Source organism: Pseudanabaena sp. CCNP1317 (assembly GCF_034931345.1).
GTDB classification, from domain to species: Bacteria; Cyanobacteriota; Cyanobacteriia; order Pseudanabaenales; family Pseudanabaenaceae; genus Pseudanabaena; species Pseudanabaena galeata.
On the sequence record NZ_JAYGIF010000070.1, the window covers coordinates 1 to 16845 of the forward strand.

Consider the following 16845-nt stretch of genomic DNA (forward strand, 5'->3'; position numbering starts at 1 on the left):
CTTCACAGAAGATTCGCGTGATATCCAAGTGCGATACGATACTGTTCATATTGCTGAGGCTTTTAGTTTGTCAAACCTAGTCTCAGCTTTTCTTTTGCTTTTGTCTACTCCGTCGAACTGACGTTTGGTTAGGATTGCTATAGGAGATAGATGGCAGATACAAATAACGTATTTTGGTATATTTAACTCAAATTTTGGGCATAATTGCTGATAAGCAACCTTGCAATCAACTTGCAATCAAAATGTTTAAGTATTGGCAAACTCTATCCAGTGTCCTAGTAACCACTTTATTTCTGTTGGGATCTGGTGGTTGGATTAACTTAATTAATTTAGATGTGGCGATCGCGCAAACATCATCGCGCTCTGTCCGCGATCAAGACATTGAACGTCTAAGGCGCTCAGGGCAACGCTGGATTGAAATTCGCCTGCGTAGTCAGCGCCTATTAGCATGGCAAGGCAATCGACTCGTTTATGCAGTAGTTGTATCTACTGGCAAAAGTGCTACACCTACCCCTAAAGGTATTTTTAACGTTCAAACTAAATACCCTACAGCGAGAATGCAAGGCGAAGACTACAACATACCTGATGTTCCCCATGTGATGTACTACAGTGGACATTATGCTATTCATGGGGCATATTGGCATCGTAGCTTTGGGATTCCGATCAGTCGTGGCTGTACGAATGTTGCGCCTGATCATGCGGCTTGGCTTTACCGATGGGCTTCTGTGGGTACACCTGTGGTCGTGCGTTAATTTGCTAAATAAAACTTAACGAGCTAGAAATAGACAGAGGCGAGCGCCTCGCAGTAACCTAGAGGAGATATCTGTAATCATTTTATTTTTCACATTACAGTCTTTAGGAATAAGGATAAAACTATGGCAGTTGCACGTGGTTCTAAGGTTCGCATTTTGCGTAAAGAGTCTTACTGGTATCGCGAAGTCGGTACTGTGGCTTCCGTTGATAAGAGCGGCATCATTTACCCAGTGATCGTTCGTTTCGACAGCGTAAACTACTCCAATATCGCAACTAACAACTTTGCGATCGATGAAGTCGAAGAAGTCGCCTAGATTCTTCTAACTCAAAACCCAAAAAGAAGAAGGGACGCTTTGCGCCCCTTCTTCTTTTTATGGATCTGAAAACTATTTTTTACTTTTTACTTTTTACTTGCCAAATGCCCGAATTACCAGAAGTTGAGACAGTCCGTATCGGTTTAAATGAAAATACACTAGGCTGGCTGATTGAAGGCGGTGAGGTATTGCTGCCCCGTGCGATCGCCTATCCTGATCAGCCACAGGCTTTTTTAGATGCTTTGATTGGGGCAGAGTTTATCGAGTGGCAGCGCCGAGGGAAATATTTAATCGCACAACTTTCACAGGGACATCAATTAGGGGTGCATTTACGGATGACGGGGAGCTTGCTTTGGTGCGATCGCGATACGGCTGTGGGTAAACATACAAGGGTGAGATTGTTTTTAAAGGAAAAAGGAAAAAGGAAAAAGGGAAAAAACAGGGGATTGAAGGAGTTACGGTTTGACGATCAGAGGACTTTTGGCAAACTTTGGGGGGTTCCATCGAATACAGCTACAGAATCGATTATTACAGGTTTGCAAAAGTTAGGTTTGGAACCTTTTGATATTGAGTTTACACCAGAGCATTTGGGGGTAAAGCTAAGTCGTAGTGGTCGCCCAATTAAAACGGTGTTACTTGATCAAGAAATCGTTGCTGGGATTGGAAATATCTATGCTGATGAATCGTTATTTCTTGGTAAAATCCATCCTCAAAAAGCAGCAAATTCTCTAAATTCAGAACAGGTCAAAGCTTTACATCAAGGAATTATTCGTTCTCTTAGCGACGGCATTGCCAAGGGTGGAACAACTTTTAGTTCTTTTCAAAATGTAGCAGGTTTAAAGGGAAACTATATTGATACGGCTTGGGTGTTTCGACGTACTGGACAGCCTTGTAATATCTGTGGCACAGTAATTTCACGGATCAAGCTGGGAGGGCGATCGACACACTTTTGCACCCAATGTCAGAGCTTATAGCGAGAATGTCAATCTTTGCGAAGCTTAGTGAATAAATGTAATGCCTTACAAATATAGTGCTTTCATAGTCGCTATAATTATGAAGTATCAAGGCTTTCAATAAGTTGTCTATACCAAATATAAAGCTTTGACAGCAAAACTTATGCTTCGATAAATTATCGAAATTATATTGATTAAGATTTAAGGTTTCAAATACGATCCATGCACTGATCTAATCGTTAATTTGGTTAGGGAGTTAAATCATCATGACTAGCTCAATTTTTGCCTCGGAAACATCTAGAAATGTTCCTAAAGAGCAGGCTTTAATACTTTGGTTTGAAGAAGTGGGAATTGCTGACATTCCCCTTGTGGGTGGAAAAAATGCTTCGTTGGGAGAGATGATTCAGCTACTACAACCTAAAGGAGTAAATGTTCCTAATGGATTTGCGACTACAGCCTATGCATTCCGTTATTTTATTGAGAAGGCTGGATTAGAAGCAAAACTGCGCGAACTCTTCGTCGGTCTCAATATTGAGGACATGAATAACCTGCGCGATCGCGGTCGAATGGCAAGAGCCTTGATGCTCAGCACGCCATTTCCTGACGATCTGCAAATGGCGATCGCCATGTCCTACAAAAAACTATGCAGTCTCTACGGTTCAGAAGAAGATACTGATGTGGCTGTCCGTTCCAGTGCTACCGCCGAAGACTTGCCTGATGCCAGTTTCGCGGGACAACAGGAAACCTATCTCAATGTTTATGGTGCGAATGAAGTTGTCGATGCTTGCCATCGCTGCTTTGCCTCACTATTCACTGATCGCGCCATTTCCTACCGCACCATCAACGGCTTCGATCATTTCGATATCGCGCTCTCCGTCGGCGTACAAAAGATGGTACGTTCTGACCTCGCCTCCTCTGGAGTAATGTTCTCCATCGACACCGAGACAGGCTTCAAAAATGCAGCGTTAATCACGGCAGCTTATGGTTTGGGTGAGAACGTGGTGCAGGGTGCAGTCAATCCCGATGAGTATTTTGTTTTCAAACCAACTCTCAAACAAGGCTTCCGTCCTATTCTCGAAAAACGTCTCGGGACAAAGGAAATCAAGATGGTCTATGACATTGGCGGCGGTAAGCTGACCAAGAATATTCCTGTCCCCGTTTCCGAACGAGTCAAGTTTGCAATTACCGATGACGAAATTCTCAAACTCGCAGAATGGGCTTGCATTATTGAAGATCACTATTCAGAAGTACGCGGTAAACTATCACCGATGGACATTGAATGGGCTAAGGATGGTAAAACTGGCGAATTGTTTATCGTTCAAGCCCGTCCCGAAACCGTTCAGTCGCAAAAGTCAGGCAACATTCTCAAGAACTACAAACTAAATGGCTCTAGTGAAATCTTGATTACAGGTCGTGCTGTAGGCGAAATGATCGGTCAAGGTAGCGCCAATGTGATTCTAGAAGTTCACAATATTGATGATTTCCAAGCAGGGCAAGTGCTAGTCACCAATAAGACTGACCCAGACTGGGAACCAATCATGAAGAAGGCTAGTGCGATCGTCACCAATCAAGGTGGACGCACCTGCCACGCGGCGATCATTGCAAGAGAGATGGGTATTCCTGCGATCGTTGGCTGCGGAAATGCTACAGGCTTGATCAAAACTGGACAAGAAGTCACCATCTCCTGTGCTGAAGGAGAAGAAGGTAAAGTCTATTCAGGGCTAGTTTCCTTTGAAATAATCGAAACTTCCCTTGATAATTTACCCAAACTCTCCACCAAAATCTTGATGAACGTGGGCAACCCCGAAGAAGCATTTGGATTATCTTCCATTCCCTGCGATGGCGTTGGCTTAGCGCGTATGGAATTTATCATTGCCAACCACATCAAAGCGCATCCTCTCGCCCTGATGAACTTCGACACCCTCGAAGACAAAGCCGCAAAATGGGAAATCTCGCAACTGACAGCACGCTATGAAAACAAGGCTGATTTCTTTGTAGATAAGCTGGCGCATGGTATCGGCACGATCGCCGCTGCATTTTATCCCAAGCCCGTTGTCGTGCGGATGTCTGACTTCAAGAGCAATGAGTACGCTAATCTGCTCGGTGGTCGCGCCTTTGAACCCACCGAAGAAAACCCGATGATCGGATGGCGTGGCGCATCCCGCTACTACGATCCTAAATATCGCGAAGCCTACGGTTTAGAATGTCAAGCCCTCAAGCGCGTCCGCGATGACATGGGCTTAACCAACGTGATTCCGATGATTCCTTTCTGTCGCACTCCTGAAGAAGGTCGAAAGGTGCTTGCAGAGATGGAAAAACATGGCTTGAAGCGTGGTGAAAATGGTTTGGAAGTCTATGTGATGTGCGAAATCCCTAGTAACGTTATCTTAGCGGATGAGTTTTCACAGGTCTTTGATGGCTTCTCCATCGGCTCCAATGACCTCACTCAGTTGACTCTTGGGTTAGATCGTGATTCTGCCCTTGTTGCCCATATTTTCGATGAGCGCAATGAAGCAGTTAAGTCCATGGTTCGCACGGTGATTCAAAAGGCTAAGGCAAATCATCGCAAGATTGGCATTTGTGGTCAAGCTCCGAGCGATTATCCTGAGTTTGCTAAGTTCCTTGTCGAGCAAGGCATTGACTCGATCAGCCTCAATCCTGATTCTGTCTTGAAGACAATGCTCGAACTCGCAAAAAAATAAAAAAGTGACACTAAGAGGCACTATTCTATTTTTTTAGCAGCAGTTTCCAAAAGCTTGAGATTGTTCCGCCAACTTTGCAAGCGGAACAGTATTTTCAAACGAGCTTTAAGGAAAACGTTGAAAGCTTTGTAAAGCTTTCAACGTTTTCCTTCCTTGGTTTAGTTTTGAGGGCAAAGTGCTGTGAATGCTAACACAACGTCAGTTCGACGAAAGCGAGAAATGGTAAGAATCGCTTAGCGATTCTTACCATTTTTTGCCATTTGCGACGTGCGAAGCAATCCGCAAATGGCTATATCGAACTCACGTTAAAACAAACGAAATGGAAGTAGTCGAGATGCTTTGAAACGATCAATTTCGGCATCCATTTGGGTAGCAATTTCCTCATTACTCTTTGAAGGTATTGCCGAAGAATGCAAAACATTAAGCTTTAGCGTTACCTGCTTAACCATTAGTTTCTGAGCATCAACGTCGATATCCATATGCAAGGTATTATTACTGCCAAGAATTTTAGCTAGTTCACGTTCTACAAAAGATTCGGTTACATTCTCAAGAGTGTTATTGATGAGGTCGCGATTTCCTAAGAGAGAATCTTGTAGTAAATTCTTTAAGTCGCCAAACTTTGATAACTGTACCAATTTGTCAGCGATCGCTAAGAATTTAGGATCAATTACTTGCGCTAATGCGCTATTCCAATTAAATTTTGATTCTATCTGCCGAATTAGAGATTCAGCTTCTGATTTACGCAGTTGGGCATTCTCAACTAATGGGAGAATAGATAAAATTGTCTCTGGCAGTAAATTCTGGATTTGATTGGGATGAACCTTCCGCGCATAGGCTTTAAGGGTATTGAGTACTTGATCTTCTAAAGAATGCCTCCATTGGTTTACTTCTTGTGCCAATGTGTCAGTAGTTGCATCAGTAACAGAAGATAGAGGTTCTGATTGAAACTGATTGACTACATGCTGAATTAAAGCTTCAGCTTGATTAGACTCGATCTTGATGCTACTTCCTTGTTTTTGTTGAAAGGTGAAAATTGAACTTGCGATCGCTAGGATCTCTTCAGGGGAATTCGAGGTGTCAAAACGGTTTACATAGGCATGGAGACTATTTAACAGCGATCGCTCTGCATCAATACTCATCAAGGGATACCCTAAAGAAATTCCTTCACTATAGCAAAATCAAAACCAAAAAAATGGAGGTGGTGCTAAGCACCACCTCCATTTTTTTGGTTTTGATAAGAGTTCTACGATTCAACAAAATCCGATGTTGCCATCGTCGGATTTTTGTTGTATAGACGAGATTCAAGGCTATAAGCCTTAAAATAGAAGAAGTGTTTAATTGCTTGATCAAACCCACAATGAATTTGACTTTTTCTTCATCACAGATATTGTTATACGGTATTGCGATCGCGGCGGGACTGGTGTATTTGCCTTATATTCTTGTTGCCTACGGACGATTGAGCGTTGGCTACGATGTAAATGCTCCAAGAGCAATGTTTGATCGCTTGCCTGACTATGCCAAACGGGCCACATGGGCGCACCAAAATTCCTTTGAAGTATTTGCCTTATTTGTGGCGGCGGCTCTTACTACCTATGTTAGTGATGTCGCTTCCGAGCAAACTTCGCTTTATGTGTTTGTTTTTTTAGCAGCGAGATTTTTATTTAGTTTGTTTTATATTCTCGACTTGCCTTGGTTGCGATCGCCAATGTGGGCAATCAGCATGGTTTGCATTGGCGGATTATTTTCAGCAAGTCTTTTATAGCAACGCAAATGGCGAAAAATGGCAAGAATCGCTTAGCGATTCTTGCCATTTTTCGCTTTCGTCGAACTCACGTTTAATTATGGTGAACTACTTAATACCAATGCTCAAAAGTGTTGCAACACTTTCGTGCATTGGCATTACAATCAATTACTCTCAGCAATAAAAAAAGCGCAAAGCACCTTTTTTTATTGTTGAGATTGTCGATTGATTTGGGCGATCGCTAATTTTGCGAGTACTCGCACTGCTTCTTGCTCATCATTTAGCAATGGTTGTAAAGAGTTGATTACACTCGAATTCCCAATCTTCCCAAGGGAATTAATGGCTGCTTTCCGAACACCAAGGTTAGAATCTTGTAGAGCCAAAATTAGATGAGGAATCGCTTTAGGGTATTCAACTTGCCCAAAAGCCGCCGCTGCTTCAGTGCGAATAATTGGCTCAGGATCAGTGAGCGCAGAAATAAGGATATTGCAAGACTTCTCATCTAGCTGCTCTTGGGCAACGTGACCAAGTGCGCCAATGACAGCACAGCGCACATCTAGGGATTCGGAATTCAAAGCTTTATATAGATGTTCCGCCGCATCAGCACCAATAAATGCTAAAGCCCATGCAGCTTGCCCTTTAATATCTTGGGGTTGCTCAGGTGATTCCAAGATCCCTAACAAGGCTGTAGCCGAAGCCTCTCCAGTTCTAGCTAAGGCTCCCGCCGATGAACTTCTTACAACGGTATCTGGATCGTTGAGAAAGGAATTAAGTAAGATTGGTACAGCACTGGGATCAGAAATAATTGTCAGAGTTTTAGCTGCTGCTCTTCGTAAGACGACATTGGGATGATTGGTAAGCGCTTCTGTTAGAAATGGAGTGGCTAATTCACCAATTTCACCGAGGGTTTCCGCAAATCTGAGTCTGACCATCCCTCTAGGGTCACCCAATCCTTCAATCAATTGAGAGATGAGTTGGCGATCGCTATTGTCGAAAGTACCGAGGGAAATTTGATCGTTTACCTGCTGAATCAGAATATCGTTAGCGGATTGAATATCTAGAACTGGATTATCCATTGTTAAATGTAGATAAAATTTCTGCAATTATGATGGGCGGTGCGAAGTATCGCCCATCGTAATCTATACGTTTAGCGAAAAATTTTTAAGCTTTACTTTGTTGTTGACGCAGTGACTGAAGAGTGGCATCAATTTTGGCTAAGTTTGGCTCTAAGGTTGCTAAAGCCTGATTCTTCATGATTTTAGCGCGTTGGGCGGTAGCTAGCGTTTCATTTACAATTCTTTCACGATACTGCTCTAACTCAGAAATCATCTCTGCTAATTCTTGAGGTGTTGCCTCTGCGATCGAGGTCAATTCTGGAACATCAAACATATTTGTTAAACTGCCTAAAAAAAATTAATAAAAAATATAAACCTAATTTTCTCAGATTTCGACACAATTTTGGCACAAATATTGTAGTAAGCAGCAATTCTCAATATGAAATCAATTTTATTGTTGCCAGCGCCGAAGGTGCTAAGTACCTGTGCAGAATAAATTACCCAAACCCGTAAAGTTGCGCCCCGCAGGGGCGCAACTTTACGGGTTTGGGTTTGTAATTAATTATGCCCATCTACTTAGCAAAAATAAAATCAATTTTTTGAAAGCTCGCCAACGGCGAACTTTCAAAAAATTGATTTTATTTTAATAATGAGAATTGCTATGTAGTAAGAGAATCCAAAAAAACTTTCCAAAGCACCATGCTTTTTTGAGGGACTTTAGTTAATTTTTGCTTTGAATGCGCTTAATAGCTTCAAACATCTCACTATCAGAGACTATCTGCTGACGTTGAGTAAGCTTAAATTCTTCAACGCGATCGCCCAGTGTTTTCTCTGCGGTAGTTCCTGTGTCTTCTGAAGTTTGCCAATTAAACAATCGATCTAAACCTTCTAGAGGGGCGAATGAGACGTTATTCTCTGTAAACCGTAATAACTGCATACTCCCACCACCAACAGTAGGGGAATTGGTCTGTCGCATATCCATGAGAATTTGCTGAGCAGGTGACAAGTCCCTAGGTTGACTAGCACCAATAGTCACTTGAGCGTTAATACTTGCTGCATCTAAGGAAAATACAGAACCAGCGATCGCCAATAATCCTAAAACTTTGAATGAAGCCATTTACATACCCCGAAATTTTACATGGTGATACACAACATGAAACATTTCTCTAATCCCATAATTAAATCTAACATTCTAGGTGTTTAGACACAGATAAATGTCAGAAAGTTCACATAAAGTAAGCCTAAATATAGCCATTTGCGGCGTGCTTTGCACGCCGCAAATGGCTATATTAGGCTTACTTTATATCAGCCTCAAAACGCCAAAGTCGGATTTGGTTGCTATAGTATCGATAGGCTTCGATTATTTGATAAGTTTGTTAAGCAATCGGGTTAAGCAATCGACAAGTAGATTTTAGTAACGACACCATGCTAGAGACGGTAAGTGAAGCAGAGCAACCACAGGATTTGTCCACACAACCTATTGAGGACGTAAATGAGTCTGCGATCGCCATTGTCGATCCTCCTGTTGATGACGATCTCGAATCTATTGAAGATGTCGAGATGTCCCTGTTCGATCATCTGGAAGAACTGCGATCGCGAATTTTCTATGCCTTAATTGCCATTTTTGTGGCGATCGTTGGTTGCTTTGCCTTCGTCAATAAAATTGTCGCTCTATTAGAAATTCCTGCTCAAGGAGTGAAATTTTTGCAACTTGCCCCTGGGGAATACTTTTTTGTATCGATCAAAGTTGCTGGCTATAGCGGCTTACTAGTAGCAAGTCCTGCGATCTTGTACCAAATCGTGCGATTTATCTTGCCAGGACTAACACGTAAGGAAAAACGCGTGATCGCGCCGATTGTCTTTGGCTCTAGCATTTTATTTGTTTTAGGGATTGTATTTGCTTACGAGTTGCTAATCCCTGCCGCCCTCAATTTCTTTATCAGCTATGGCGGTGACGTAGTTGAGCAGTTTTGGTCAATTGATCGCTATTTTGAATTTGTACTGTTGCTGTTATTTAGTACAGGGCTAGCATTCCAGATTCCTGTAATTCAAGCACTATTAGCAATGACTGGTATTGTCAACTCGGCAAGAATGCTCGCAGGTTGGCGCTATGTTGTTCTTGGCGCAGTGATCCTTGGCGCAGTCCTGACCCCATCAACCGATCCGATGACTCAAAGTTTATTGGCGGGTGCTGTGGGTATTTTGTACTTTGGTGGCATTTTCTTAGTCAAAGCTATGGGTAAATAACCAATGAAAGTCTTCTGCTAGCAGACTTTCATAAAAATCGAAAATTTTAAATATGGAAAATCAAAATATTTTGATCTACGACACAACCCTTCGCGATGGGACTCAGCGCGAAGGGTTGTCCCTGTCTGTGGAAGATAAAGTACGCATCGCCGATCGCCTCGATCTCATGGGAGTCGCCTTTATCGAAGGTGGTTGGGCAGGCGCAAACCCTAAGGATGGCGAATTTTTTCGACGTATGCAGGAGTATCGTCTTAGTAGTGCCGAACTTGTGGTTTTCTGCTCGACCAGACGCGCAGGAATCAAAGCTCAGGACGATCCGATGCTCGTGCCAATTCTGGCGGCAGAAACTAAGTGGATCACTATTTTTGGTAAATCTTGGGATCTGCATGTGATTGAAGGCTTACGCACCACCCTTGAGGAAAATCTGGAGATGATCAGGGATACGATCGCTTATCTCAAAAGTTGCGATCGCCGCCTAATCTACGATGCCGAACATTGGTTTGATGGCTATAAACATAATCCTAACTATGCCATCCAAACCTTAAAAGCCGCCTTTAAAGCTGGAGCCGAATGGTTTGTCCTCTGTGACACTAACGGTGGCACGATGCCCGATGAAGTGGCGCAAATTACAGAAGTTGTGTATGACTCATTGCGTCAATGGGGTAGCAACTCACCGCAAATTGGCATTCATACCCATAACGATGCTGGCTTAGCTGTTGCCAATGCGATCACCTCTGTGCAATATGGTGCGACGATGGTACAAGGCACGATTAACGGCTATGGTGAGCGCTGCGGCAATGCCAATCTCTGCACCGTGATCCCCAATTTGCAGCTAAAAATGGGCTATGAATGCATCGCTCCTGCTAAGTTATCGCAACTTACCGAAGTCTCCCGTCAAGTCAGCGAAATCGTCAATCTTGCGCCCGATGACCATGCTCCCTTTGTCGGTGCTTCTGCCTTTGCCCATAAGGGTGGCATTCATGTCAGTGCCGTACAGCGCAATCCTCTGACTTACGAACACATCACTCCCGAAAGTATCGGCAACCATCGCCGTATCGTCATCTCTGAGCAAGCGGGACTCAGCAATGTGATCTCCAAAGTGGAAACCTTTGGTATTTGTCTACGTAAAGAAGATCCCGCCTGTCGGCAAATCTTGCAAAAGACTAAAGAACTCGAACAAATTGGCTATCAGTTTGAGTCAGCCGAGGCAAGTTTTGAATTATTAGTCCGCGAAGCTTTAGGCGATCGCCCCAAATTTTTTACAATCAGTAGTTTTCATGTTTACTGCACCACCGATGCTACCCACATTGATGGAGGTGTGAATTCTCAAGCCACAGTAAAGGTAATGGTCAAAGATGAAGAGCATCTCACCGCCGCCGAAGGTAATGGCCCCGTGGCGGCGCTTGATGTTGCCCTTCGCAAAGCCCTGATTAGCTTCTATCCTGAAATCGCGAATTTCTATCTCACCGATTATAAAGTACGGATTCTCAATAGTGATTCTGGAACTCAAGCAACCACTAGAGTCTTAATCGAATTCAGTAATGGCAAAAGGCGCTGGTCAACGGCGGGAGTATCAAACAATATTATCGATGCTTCTTGTAAAGCCCTTGGCGAAGGTATCGAGTATGGTCTGCTCTCCGCAGTGCGTTATACCAAAGTTTAAAAACTTTTGGGCAATGAAGTGCCGAGCGACGCTCGGCACTTCATTGCGTTTTTATATCTATAGCAAATAAGACCAGAAGCGAGTGGCGGCGCTTCGCGCCGCCACTCGCTTCTGGAGTTTAGTAACTTTTGCTTAGGATATAAAACCCAAATAAATGACATCTTTTTAAGGGGGGCTGGGGGGATCTAGACCATTCTTAAATGGGTTCTTAGGCGATCGCCTCTAATAACCTTATTAGCCAGTTATAAATTTTGAATAACCATTAAGCTTATGACCACAGTAGAACTTCGCCATCAAATTGATGAATATATCGATAGCCTATCCCCCGAAAGTCTGAGAGTATAGGGGTTTTCATTTTGTCTGCGGCAAAATGAAAACCCCTATATCAACAATGGTTGCGTCGGTAATAACTTAGACCTTGGTTAGCCAGTGATGATAGTCAGGTAAAAGCCCTTGAACAGCTTTACTGTATAAGTCGCGAAGCTTCTTGGTGATTTCGCCGATTGTGCCATCACCGACAGGACGATGATCAAAGCTGGTAATTGGAGCGAGTTCAGTTGCTGTACCCACAAAGAAAGCTTCATCGGCAATGTATAGCTCTGTGCGATCGATTGTGCGCGATACAGTTTCGATTCCTAATTCCTTAGCCGCTAACTCCATTACCGAACTACGAGTAATACCTTCGAGAATATTATCAGTAATCGAACTAGTGATTAGTTTTCCATCTCTTACTAAAAAGAGATTCATCGCACTCCCTTCAGCGACATGCCCTTCATTCGTTAGCACCACCACATCATCAAAACCAGAGGCATAGCCATCGGTCTTCGCAAGAGCAGTATTTACATATGCACCATTCACTTTTGCGCGAGCAGGAATTGCATTGTCATCTAAACGTCGCCATGAAGAAACACCGACTTTGATACCATTGCTTGTATCCAGATATCCATCCATCGGCACACTGAACAAACAAAAATCATCATGGGTATGAGGAACTTTGAGAATTGGTCCAATCCGAAGGTCAGACTTGTAAATAATTGGGCGGATATATGTAGCGGAGTTACACTGATTACGTTGGATTAACTCGGTCGTGAGATGAACCATCGTCTCCACATCAAGGGGATGTTGCAAGCCAATAATGCGGCAACTTTGGATGAGGCGTTGATAATGCTCTTCTAGGCGAAACGCCGCCATCCGATTTTCTTCTGGTAGCCAATACGCCTTAATTCCTTCAAAGACAGCCGTTCCATATAGAAATGCGTGGGTGCGGATACTGATTGTGGCATCTTCGAGGGGTACAAATGTCCCGCGTATATAGGCGTACTGTGAGGTCATGGTTTAAAACATCTTGATCAATTATTTTTCTATCATATAGCTAGGACAAATCAAAACCTAAAAATTAGTTACAGCACATCACACCCTAAATTACAAAATCAGAAATTAATTGTGGCGCTTAGCGCCACAATTAATTTCTGCCACGCCAGCCATGAGGACATTAAATCTGTGAACAATGTTGACTACCTTCGCATCAGTTTGATCGATCGCTGCAATTTTCGCTGCACCTACTGTATGCCTGAAGACTCAGAAGTCGATTATATTCAAGCGCAGGAAAGCCTCACTAATGATGAGTTAATTAGCTTAATTCAAGAGGTATTTATTCCCCTTGGCTTTAAAAAATTTCGGCTGACGGGCGGTGAGCCTCTACTGCGGCGAGATTTAGTACGTTTGGTGGGAGCGATCGCCAATTTACAGGGGGTAGAAGATTTGTCGATGACTACTAATGGTTTTTTGCTGGGGGAATTAGCAAAACCTTTATATGAAGCAGGTTTACGGCGAATAAACATTAGTCTCGATTCTCTCGATCGCGATGTGTTTCGGCAAATTACAGGACGCAATCTCTGGGAAAAAGTATGGGCTGGGATCTTAGCAGCCCATGCAGTGGGCTTTGAGCCACTCAAACTAAATGCGGTGGTTGTGCCAGATGTAAATGATCGTGAAATATTAGATTTAGCCGCCTTAAGCATTGATCGCAATTGGCATATTCGGTTTATTGAGTTTATGCCAATTGGTAATGACAGCTTGTTTACGCACAAGGGTTGGGTGGACTCAGCAACTCTGCGCCAACAAATCAGCGATCGCTACGGTCTAGAGGCTGGCAACTGCAAAGGTAATGGGCCCGCCGATGTATTTCAAATCCCCAATGCTAAGGGGACGTTGGGTTTTATTAGTCAAATGTCTGAATGTTTTTGCGATCGCTGCAATCGGATGCGGCTATCGGCTGACGGTTTATTGCGTCCATGTCTATTAAATGAAACGGGACAGATCGATCTGAAAACTGCATTGCGTCAGGGCAAAAATTTTGCGGAGCTAAGAATTGCGGTGCGCGATTTACTAAATCTCAAGGACGAAATTAATTTTAAAGAACGCGATCGCGGCACTGGTGAGCAGAAAAGCTATTTTCGCACTATGTCCCAAATTGGCGGCTAATTACAAATCTCGCGTCGCGAGATTTGCTAAAAATAAAAAGGCTCGCAACGCGAGCCTTTTTATTTTATTTAGTTGTAGGATTACAAAATATCCCTTCGGCATTAGTAGCCACCATACCGTATGTGTAGCGGATAGCTTTAGGTCTACCAATTTGCGCTTACCCCTTTCGGAAGTAATTGCCATTTCGGGGATACTAGACCCACACGGGGGGGAATAGGATGGGTCTGCTAATAATCTAGCTTATTCCCCCATTATTTGCAATAGTCTATGAAAAAAATTTTTTTGGCAGCAATTATCAAGAGACGATAACTTTTGTAAGAGCTTTCGGTATGAAGCATTAGGTATGATTAAAGATTGGCAGCTTTGCAATTGTTTGGCGATTTTTGGTAGCTGCCAGTATGGATGTGACCAAAAATTGCATTCTCCTCTAATTATTTACTTTTATTTATGACTGCCCAACTGAATTATCTGATGTGCGCTCCCGATCACTACGACGTAGACTATGTGATCAATCCTTGGATGGAGGGCAACGTTCACAAATCTAGCCGCGATCGCGCTGTAGAGCAATGGCAAAAACTGTATGGAGTCCTCAAGGGTTTAGTTAATGTCGAGCTAGTGACACCCGAAAAAGGCTGGCCAGACATGGTATTTACCGCCAACGCTGGTCTAGTATTAGGCGACAAAGCGGTATTGAGTCGTTTTTTACATAAAGAGCGTCAAGGCGAAGAGCCTTATTTCAAAGCATGGTTTGAGTCTAAGGGCTTTACAGTTTTTGAACTGCCCAAGGATTTGCCCTTTGAAGGTGCAGGTGATGCCCTGTTCGATCGCAGTGGTGGTTGGCTCTGGGCTGGCTATGGTTTCCGTTCTGAGCTAGATGCTCATCCTTACTTGGCGAAATGGCTTGATGTCGAAGTTCTGTCTCTACGTTTAATTGACAATCGCTTCTATCACCTCGATACCTGCTTCTGTCCTTTAACAGGCGGATATTTACTCTACTATCCACCTGCCTTTGATTCCTATTCCAATCGTTTGATTGAAATGCGCGTGCCTGCGGACAAGCGGATTGCGATCGAAGAGGCGGATGCTGTTAATTTTGCTTGCAACGCCGTCAACGTCGATCGCAACGTAGTGATGAACAAAATCAGCGATCGCTTAAAACAACGCATTACCAATGCTGGGTTCACCGTGATCGAAACTCCTCTCACTGAGTTTCTAAAAGCTGGTGGCGCAGCAAAATGCTTGACTTTGAGAACTATTGAAGTTCCTATTGCCACAGAAAGCAGTGACCAAGCCATTGAGCAAGGCGGCGTAGAAGCAAGAATTGTCGAATTAACAGGACATTTGCTAGATTCTGGCATCATCAATCGCGCCCTTGATTTGGTAACCGATAATGGCGGTAGTTTCCAAGTCTTGGAATTTAATCTTGGAGAACAAAGACAAAGCACTTCTTTAGCCAGAATCCGTATTTCAGCCCCATCCCATGACCTCATGGAAACAATCATGGGTGAACTGATCGAAATTGGCGCAGTCCTACAGGATCGCGATACATCTGATGCAAATCTTGAACCAGTCTTGCAAGATGGAGTCGCTCCTGATGACTTCTATGTATCCACAATTTATCCCACCGATGCCTGTGTTGATGGTGAATGGATTCGTTGTACTAATCAGCGTATGGATGCAGCGATCGCCATTAGTCCCGATGGTAAAACTGCTACCTGTAAGCTTTTACGCGATCTCGTTGTCGGCGATCGCGTGGTAGTTGGTTACGATGGCGTGCGGACTGTGCGTAAACCTGAAGCTAGAGATACCGCCAAGAAAGAAGAATTTTCCTTCATGGGTGCAGGTGTATCTAGCGAACGTCGCGTCGAACTCGTCGTCGAGCAAATCGCATGGGAACTTCGCCAAATTCGCGATCGCGGCGGCAAGTTAGTTGTGTCCTGTGGCCCCGTAGTTGTGCATACTGGCGGCGCTCCTCACTTGGCTTACTTAATTCGTGAAGGTTATGTCCAGTCGATGCTCGGTGGTAATGCGATCGCTGTTCACGACATGGAGCAATCCTCAATGGGAACTTCCCTCGGCGTTGACCTCAAGCGTGGCATCAGCGTCAAAGGTGGACATCGCCATCACCTGAAAGTGATTAACTCCGTCCGTCGCTATGGCAGCATTCACAAAGCGGTTGAGGCTGGTTTTGTGAAAACTGGTGTGATGTACGAATGCGTTAAGAACGATATTCCCTTTGTTCTAGCAGGTTCCATTCGTGATGATGGGCCTTTGCCTGACACTGTAATGGATTTGCTAGAAGCACAACGCCTATACAGTGAGCAAATTCGCAACGCTGACATGATTTTGATGCTGTCATCAATGCTGCATTCCATCGGTGTGGGTAACATGACTCCCGCAGGCGTGAAGATGGTTTGTGTGGACATCAATCCTGCGGTAGTGACCAAACTCTCCGATCGCGGTTCTGTTGAGTCCGTCGGCGTTGTCACCGATGTCGGACTATTCCTCAGCTTATTAGTGCAGCAGTTGAAGAAGCTCGATAGTCCTGTGGCTGTTGCTGCTTAGGTTAGGATCTAGCAATTCTCATTATAAAAATTTTGGCTTGATTTGACAGCAGTTATTGAAAATAGTCGGAATAGCTGACTTTGAGCAACCTACGCTCTCGTTCATAATTTGACGCTCTAGGTAAGTCAAGATTTATAATGAGAATTTCGGCTATAGCAATGTAAGTTTTGCTTAGAACATAAAAACCAAAAGAATAATGGCGGCGCAAAGCGCCGCCATTATTCTTTTGGTTTTTTAACTATAACGTCAGTTCGACAGAGTAGACAAAAGCAAAAGAAAAGCTGAGACTAGGTTTGACAAACTAAAAGCCTCAGCAATATGAACAGTATCGTATCGCACTTGGATATCACGCGAATCTTCTGTGAAGT

The 16845-nt window shown here is 43.7% G+C and carries 14 protein-coding genes and 1 riboswitch; of the genes, 9 read left to right on the forward strand and 5 right to left on the reverse strand.

Going from position 1 to position 16845, the window contains the following annotated elements; genetic code table 11:
- The first annotated feature begins 242 nt into the window (after positions 1 to 242).
- The 4 genes from VB775_RS14945 (at position 243) to ppsA (ending at position 4722) form a co-directional block, all read left to right on the forward strand.
- Positions 243 to 752, forward strand: a complete 510-nt coding sequence (locus tag VB775_RS14945; protein ID WP_281008217.1) for a L,D-transpeptidase — start codon at positions 243 to 245, stop codon at positions 750 to 752.
- Positions 753 to 875: 123 nt separating this feature from the next.
- On the forward strand, positions 876 to 1067 hold the full coding sequence (locus tag VB775_RS14950) for a photosystem I reaction center subunit IV (RefSeq protein ID WP_009626231.1): 192 nt from the start codon (positions 876 to 878) through the stop codon (positions 1065 to 1067).
- 104 nt (positions 1068 to 1171) lie between these two features.
- Positions 1172 to 2041: a DNA-formamidopyrimidine glycosylase gene (locus tag VB775_RS14955; protein WP_281008216.1), complete on the forward strand. Its 870-nt coding sequence runs from the start codon at positions 1172 to 1174 to the stop codon at positions 2039 to 2041.
- Between the two features lie 245 nt (positions 2042 to 2286).
- Positions 2287 to 4722, forward strand: a complete 2436-nt coding sequence (ppsA, locus tag VB775_RS14960; RefSeq protein WP_281008215.1) for a phosphoenolpyruvate synthase — start codon at positions 2287 to 2289, stop codon at positions 4720 to 4722.
- 305 nt (positions 4723 to 5027) lie between these two features.
- On the opposite strand, the gene VB775_RS14965 is transcribed toward ppsA, so the two are convergent.
- The gene (locus VB775_RS14965; RefSeq protein ID WP_281008214.1) at positions 5028 to 5861 is read right to left on the reverse strand and encodes a hypothetical protein; all 834 of its coding nucleotides are present in this window, start codon (positions 5859 to 5861) and stop codon (positions 5028 to 5030) included.
- A gap of 218 nt (positions 5862 to 6079) precedes the next feature.
- On the opposite strand from VB775_RS14965, the gene VB775_RS14970 reads away from it, so the two are divergent.
- Positions 6080 to 6484: an MAPEG family protein gene (locus VB775_RS14970; RefSeq protein WP_281008213.1), complete on the forward strand. Its 405-nt coding sequence runs from the start codon at positions 6080 to 6082 to the stop codon at positions 6482 to 6484.
- Between the two features lie 185 nt (positions 6485 to 6669).
- Here the strand turns inward: VB775_RS14970 and VB775_RS14975 are convergent, their stop codons facing one another.
- The 3 genes from VB775_RS14975 to VB775_RS14985 all read right to left on the reverse strand — a co-directional run bounded on the left by VB775_RS14975 (position 6670) and on the right by VB775_RS14985 (position 8635).
- Positions 6670 to 7539: a HEAT repeat domain-containing protein gene (locus VB775_RS14975; RefSeq protein ID WP_281008212.1), complete on the reverse strand. Its 870-nt coding sequence runs from the start codon at positions 7537 to 7539 to the stop codon at positions 6670 to 6672.
- Between the two features lie 85 nt (positions 7540 to 7624).
- Positions 7625 to 7852, reverse strand: a complete 228-nt coding sequence (locus VB775_RS14980) for a hypothetical protein (RefSeq protein ID WP_281008211.1) — start codon at positions 7850 to 7852, stop codon at positions 7625 to 7627.
- 387 nt (positions 7853 to 8239) lie between these two features.
- Positions 8240 to 8635: a hypothetical protein gene (locus VB775_RS14985; RefSeq protein WP_281008210.1), complete on the reverse strand. Its 396-nt coding sequence runs from the start codon at positions 8633 to 8635 to the stop codon at positions 8240 to 8242.
- Between the two features lie 443 nt (positions 8636 to 9078).
- Between VB775_RS14985 and tatC the strand changes: the two genes are divergently transcribed.
- Entirely contained in the window at positions 9079 to 9765 is a 687-nt protein-coding gene (gene tatC / locus VB775_RS14990) for a twin-arginine translocase subunit TatC (RefSeq protein ID WP_407072965.1), read from the forward strand.
- 52 nt (positions 9766 to 9817) lie between these two features.
- Positions 9818 to 11428, forward strand: a complete 1611-nt coding sequence (cimA, locus tag VB775_RS14995) for a citramalate synthase (protein ID WP_281008208.1) — start codon at positions 9818 to 9820, stop codon at positions 11426 to 11428.
- Positions 11429 to 11839: 411 nt separating this feature from the next.
- Here cimA and VB775_RS15000 read toward each other — a convergent pair whose 3' ends face one another.
- The gene (locus VB775_RS15000) at positions 11840 to 12760 is read right to left on the reverse strand and encodes a branched-chain amino acid transaminase (protein WP_281008207.1); all 921 of its coding nucleotides are present in this window, start codon (positions 12758 to 12760) and stop codon (positions 11840 to 11842) included.
- A gap of 168 nt (positions 12761 to 12928) precedes the next feature.
- Between VB775_RS15000 and moaA the strand changes: the two genes are divergently transcribed.
- Together moaA and VB775_RS15010 are read left to right on the forward strand one after the other, a co-directional pair.
- The gene (gene moaA, locus VB775_RS15005) at positions 12929 to 13912 is read left to right on the forward strand and encodes a GTP 3',8-cyclase MoaA (protein WP_281008206.1); all 984 of its coding nucleotides are present in this window, start codon (positions 12929 to 12931) and stop codon (positions 13910 to 13912) included.
- Positions 13913 to 14006: 94 nt separating this feature from the next.
- A riboswitch (cyclic di-GMP riboswitch) is annotated at positions 14007 to 14103 on the reverse strand.
- A 256-nt stretch (positions 14104 to 14359) separates the two neighbouring features.
- Entirely contained in the window at positions 14360 to 16477 is a 2118-nt protein-coding gene (locus tag VB775_RS15010; protein ID WP_281008205.1) for a TIGR00300 family protein, read from the forward strand.
- The last annotated feature ends 368 nt before the right edge of the window (positions 16478 to 16845 follow it).

What these genes read in the sequence shown, in the direction of transcription:
- VB775_RS14945 (WP_281008217.1), top strand. Translation starts at nt 243, where the DNA reads ATGTTTAAGTATTGGCAAACTCTATCCAGTGTCCTAGTAACCACTTTA.
- VB775_RS14950 (WP_009626231.1), top strand. Translation starts at nt 876, where the DNA reads ATGGCAGTTGCACGTGGTTCTAAGGTTCGCATTTTGCGTAAAGAGTCT.
- VB775_RS14955 (WP_281008216.1), top strand. Translation starts at nt 1,172, where the DNA reads ATGCCCGAATTACCAGAAGTTGAGACAGTCCGTATCGGTTTAAATGAA.
- ppsA (WP_281008215.1), top strand. Translation starts at nt 2,287, where the DNA reads ATGACTAGCTCAATTTTTGCCTCGGAAACATCTAGAAATGTTCCTAAA.
- VB775_RS14965 (WP_281008214.1), bottom strand. Translation starts at nt 5,861, where the DNA reads ATGAGTATTGATGCAGAGCGATCGCTGTTAAATAGTCTCCATGCCTAT.
- VB775_RS14970 (WP_281008213.1), top strand. Translation starts at nt 6,080, where the DNA reads ATGAATTTGACTTTTTCTTCATCACAGATATTGTTATACGGTATTGCG.
- VB775_RS14975 (WP_281008212.1), bottom strand. Translation starts at nt 7,539, where the DNA reads ATGGATAATCCAGTTCTAGATATTCAATCCGCTAACGATATTCTGATT.
- VB775_RS14980 (WP_281008211.1), bottom strand. Translation starts at nt 7,852, where the DNA reads ATGTTTGATGTTCCAGAATTGACCTCGATCGCAGAGGCAACACCTCAA.
- VB775_RS14985 (WP_281008210.1), bottom strand. Translation starts at nt 8,635, where the DNA reads ATGGCTTCATTCAAAGTTTTAGGATTATTGGCGATCGCTGGTTCTGTA.
- tatC (WP_407072965.1), top strand. Translation starts at nt 9,079, where the DNA reads ATGTCCCTGTTCGATCATCTGGAAGAACTGCGATCGCGAATTTTCTAT.
- cimA (WP_281008208.1), top strand. Translation starts at nt 9,818, where the DNA reads ATGGAAAATCAAAATATTTTGATCTACGACACAACCCTTCGCGATGGG.
- VB775_RS15000 (WP_281008207.1), bottom strand. Translation starts at nt 12,760, where the DNA reads ATGACCTCACAGTACGCCTATATACGCGGGACATTTGTACCCCTCGAA.
- VB775_RS15010 (WP_281008205.1), top strand. Translation starts at nt 14,360, where the DNA reads ATGACTGCCCAACTGAATTATCTGATGTGCGCTCCCGATCACTACGAC.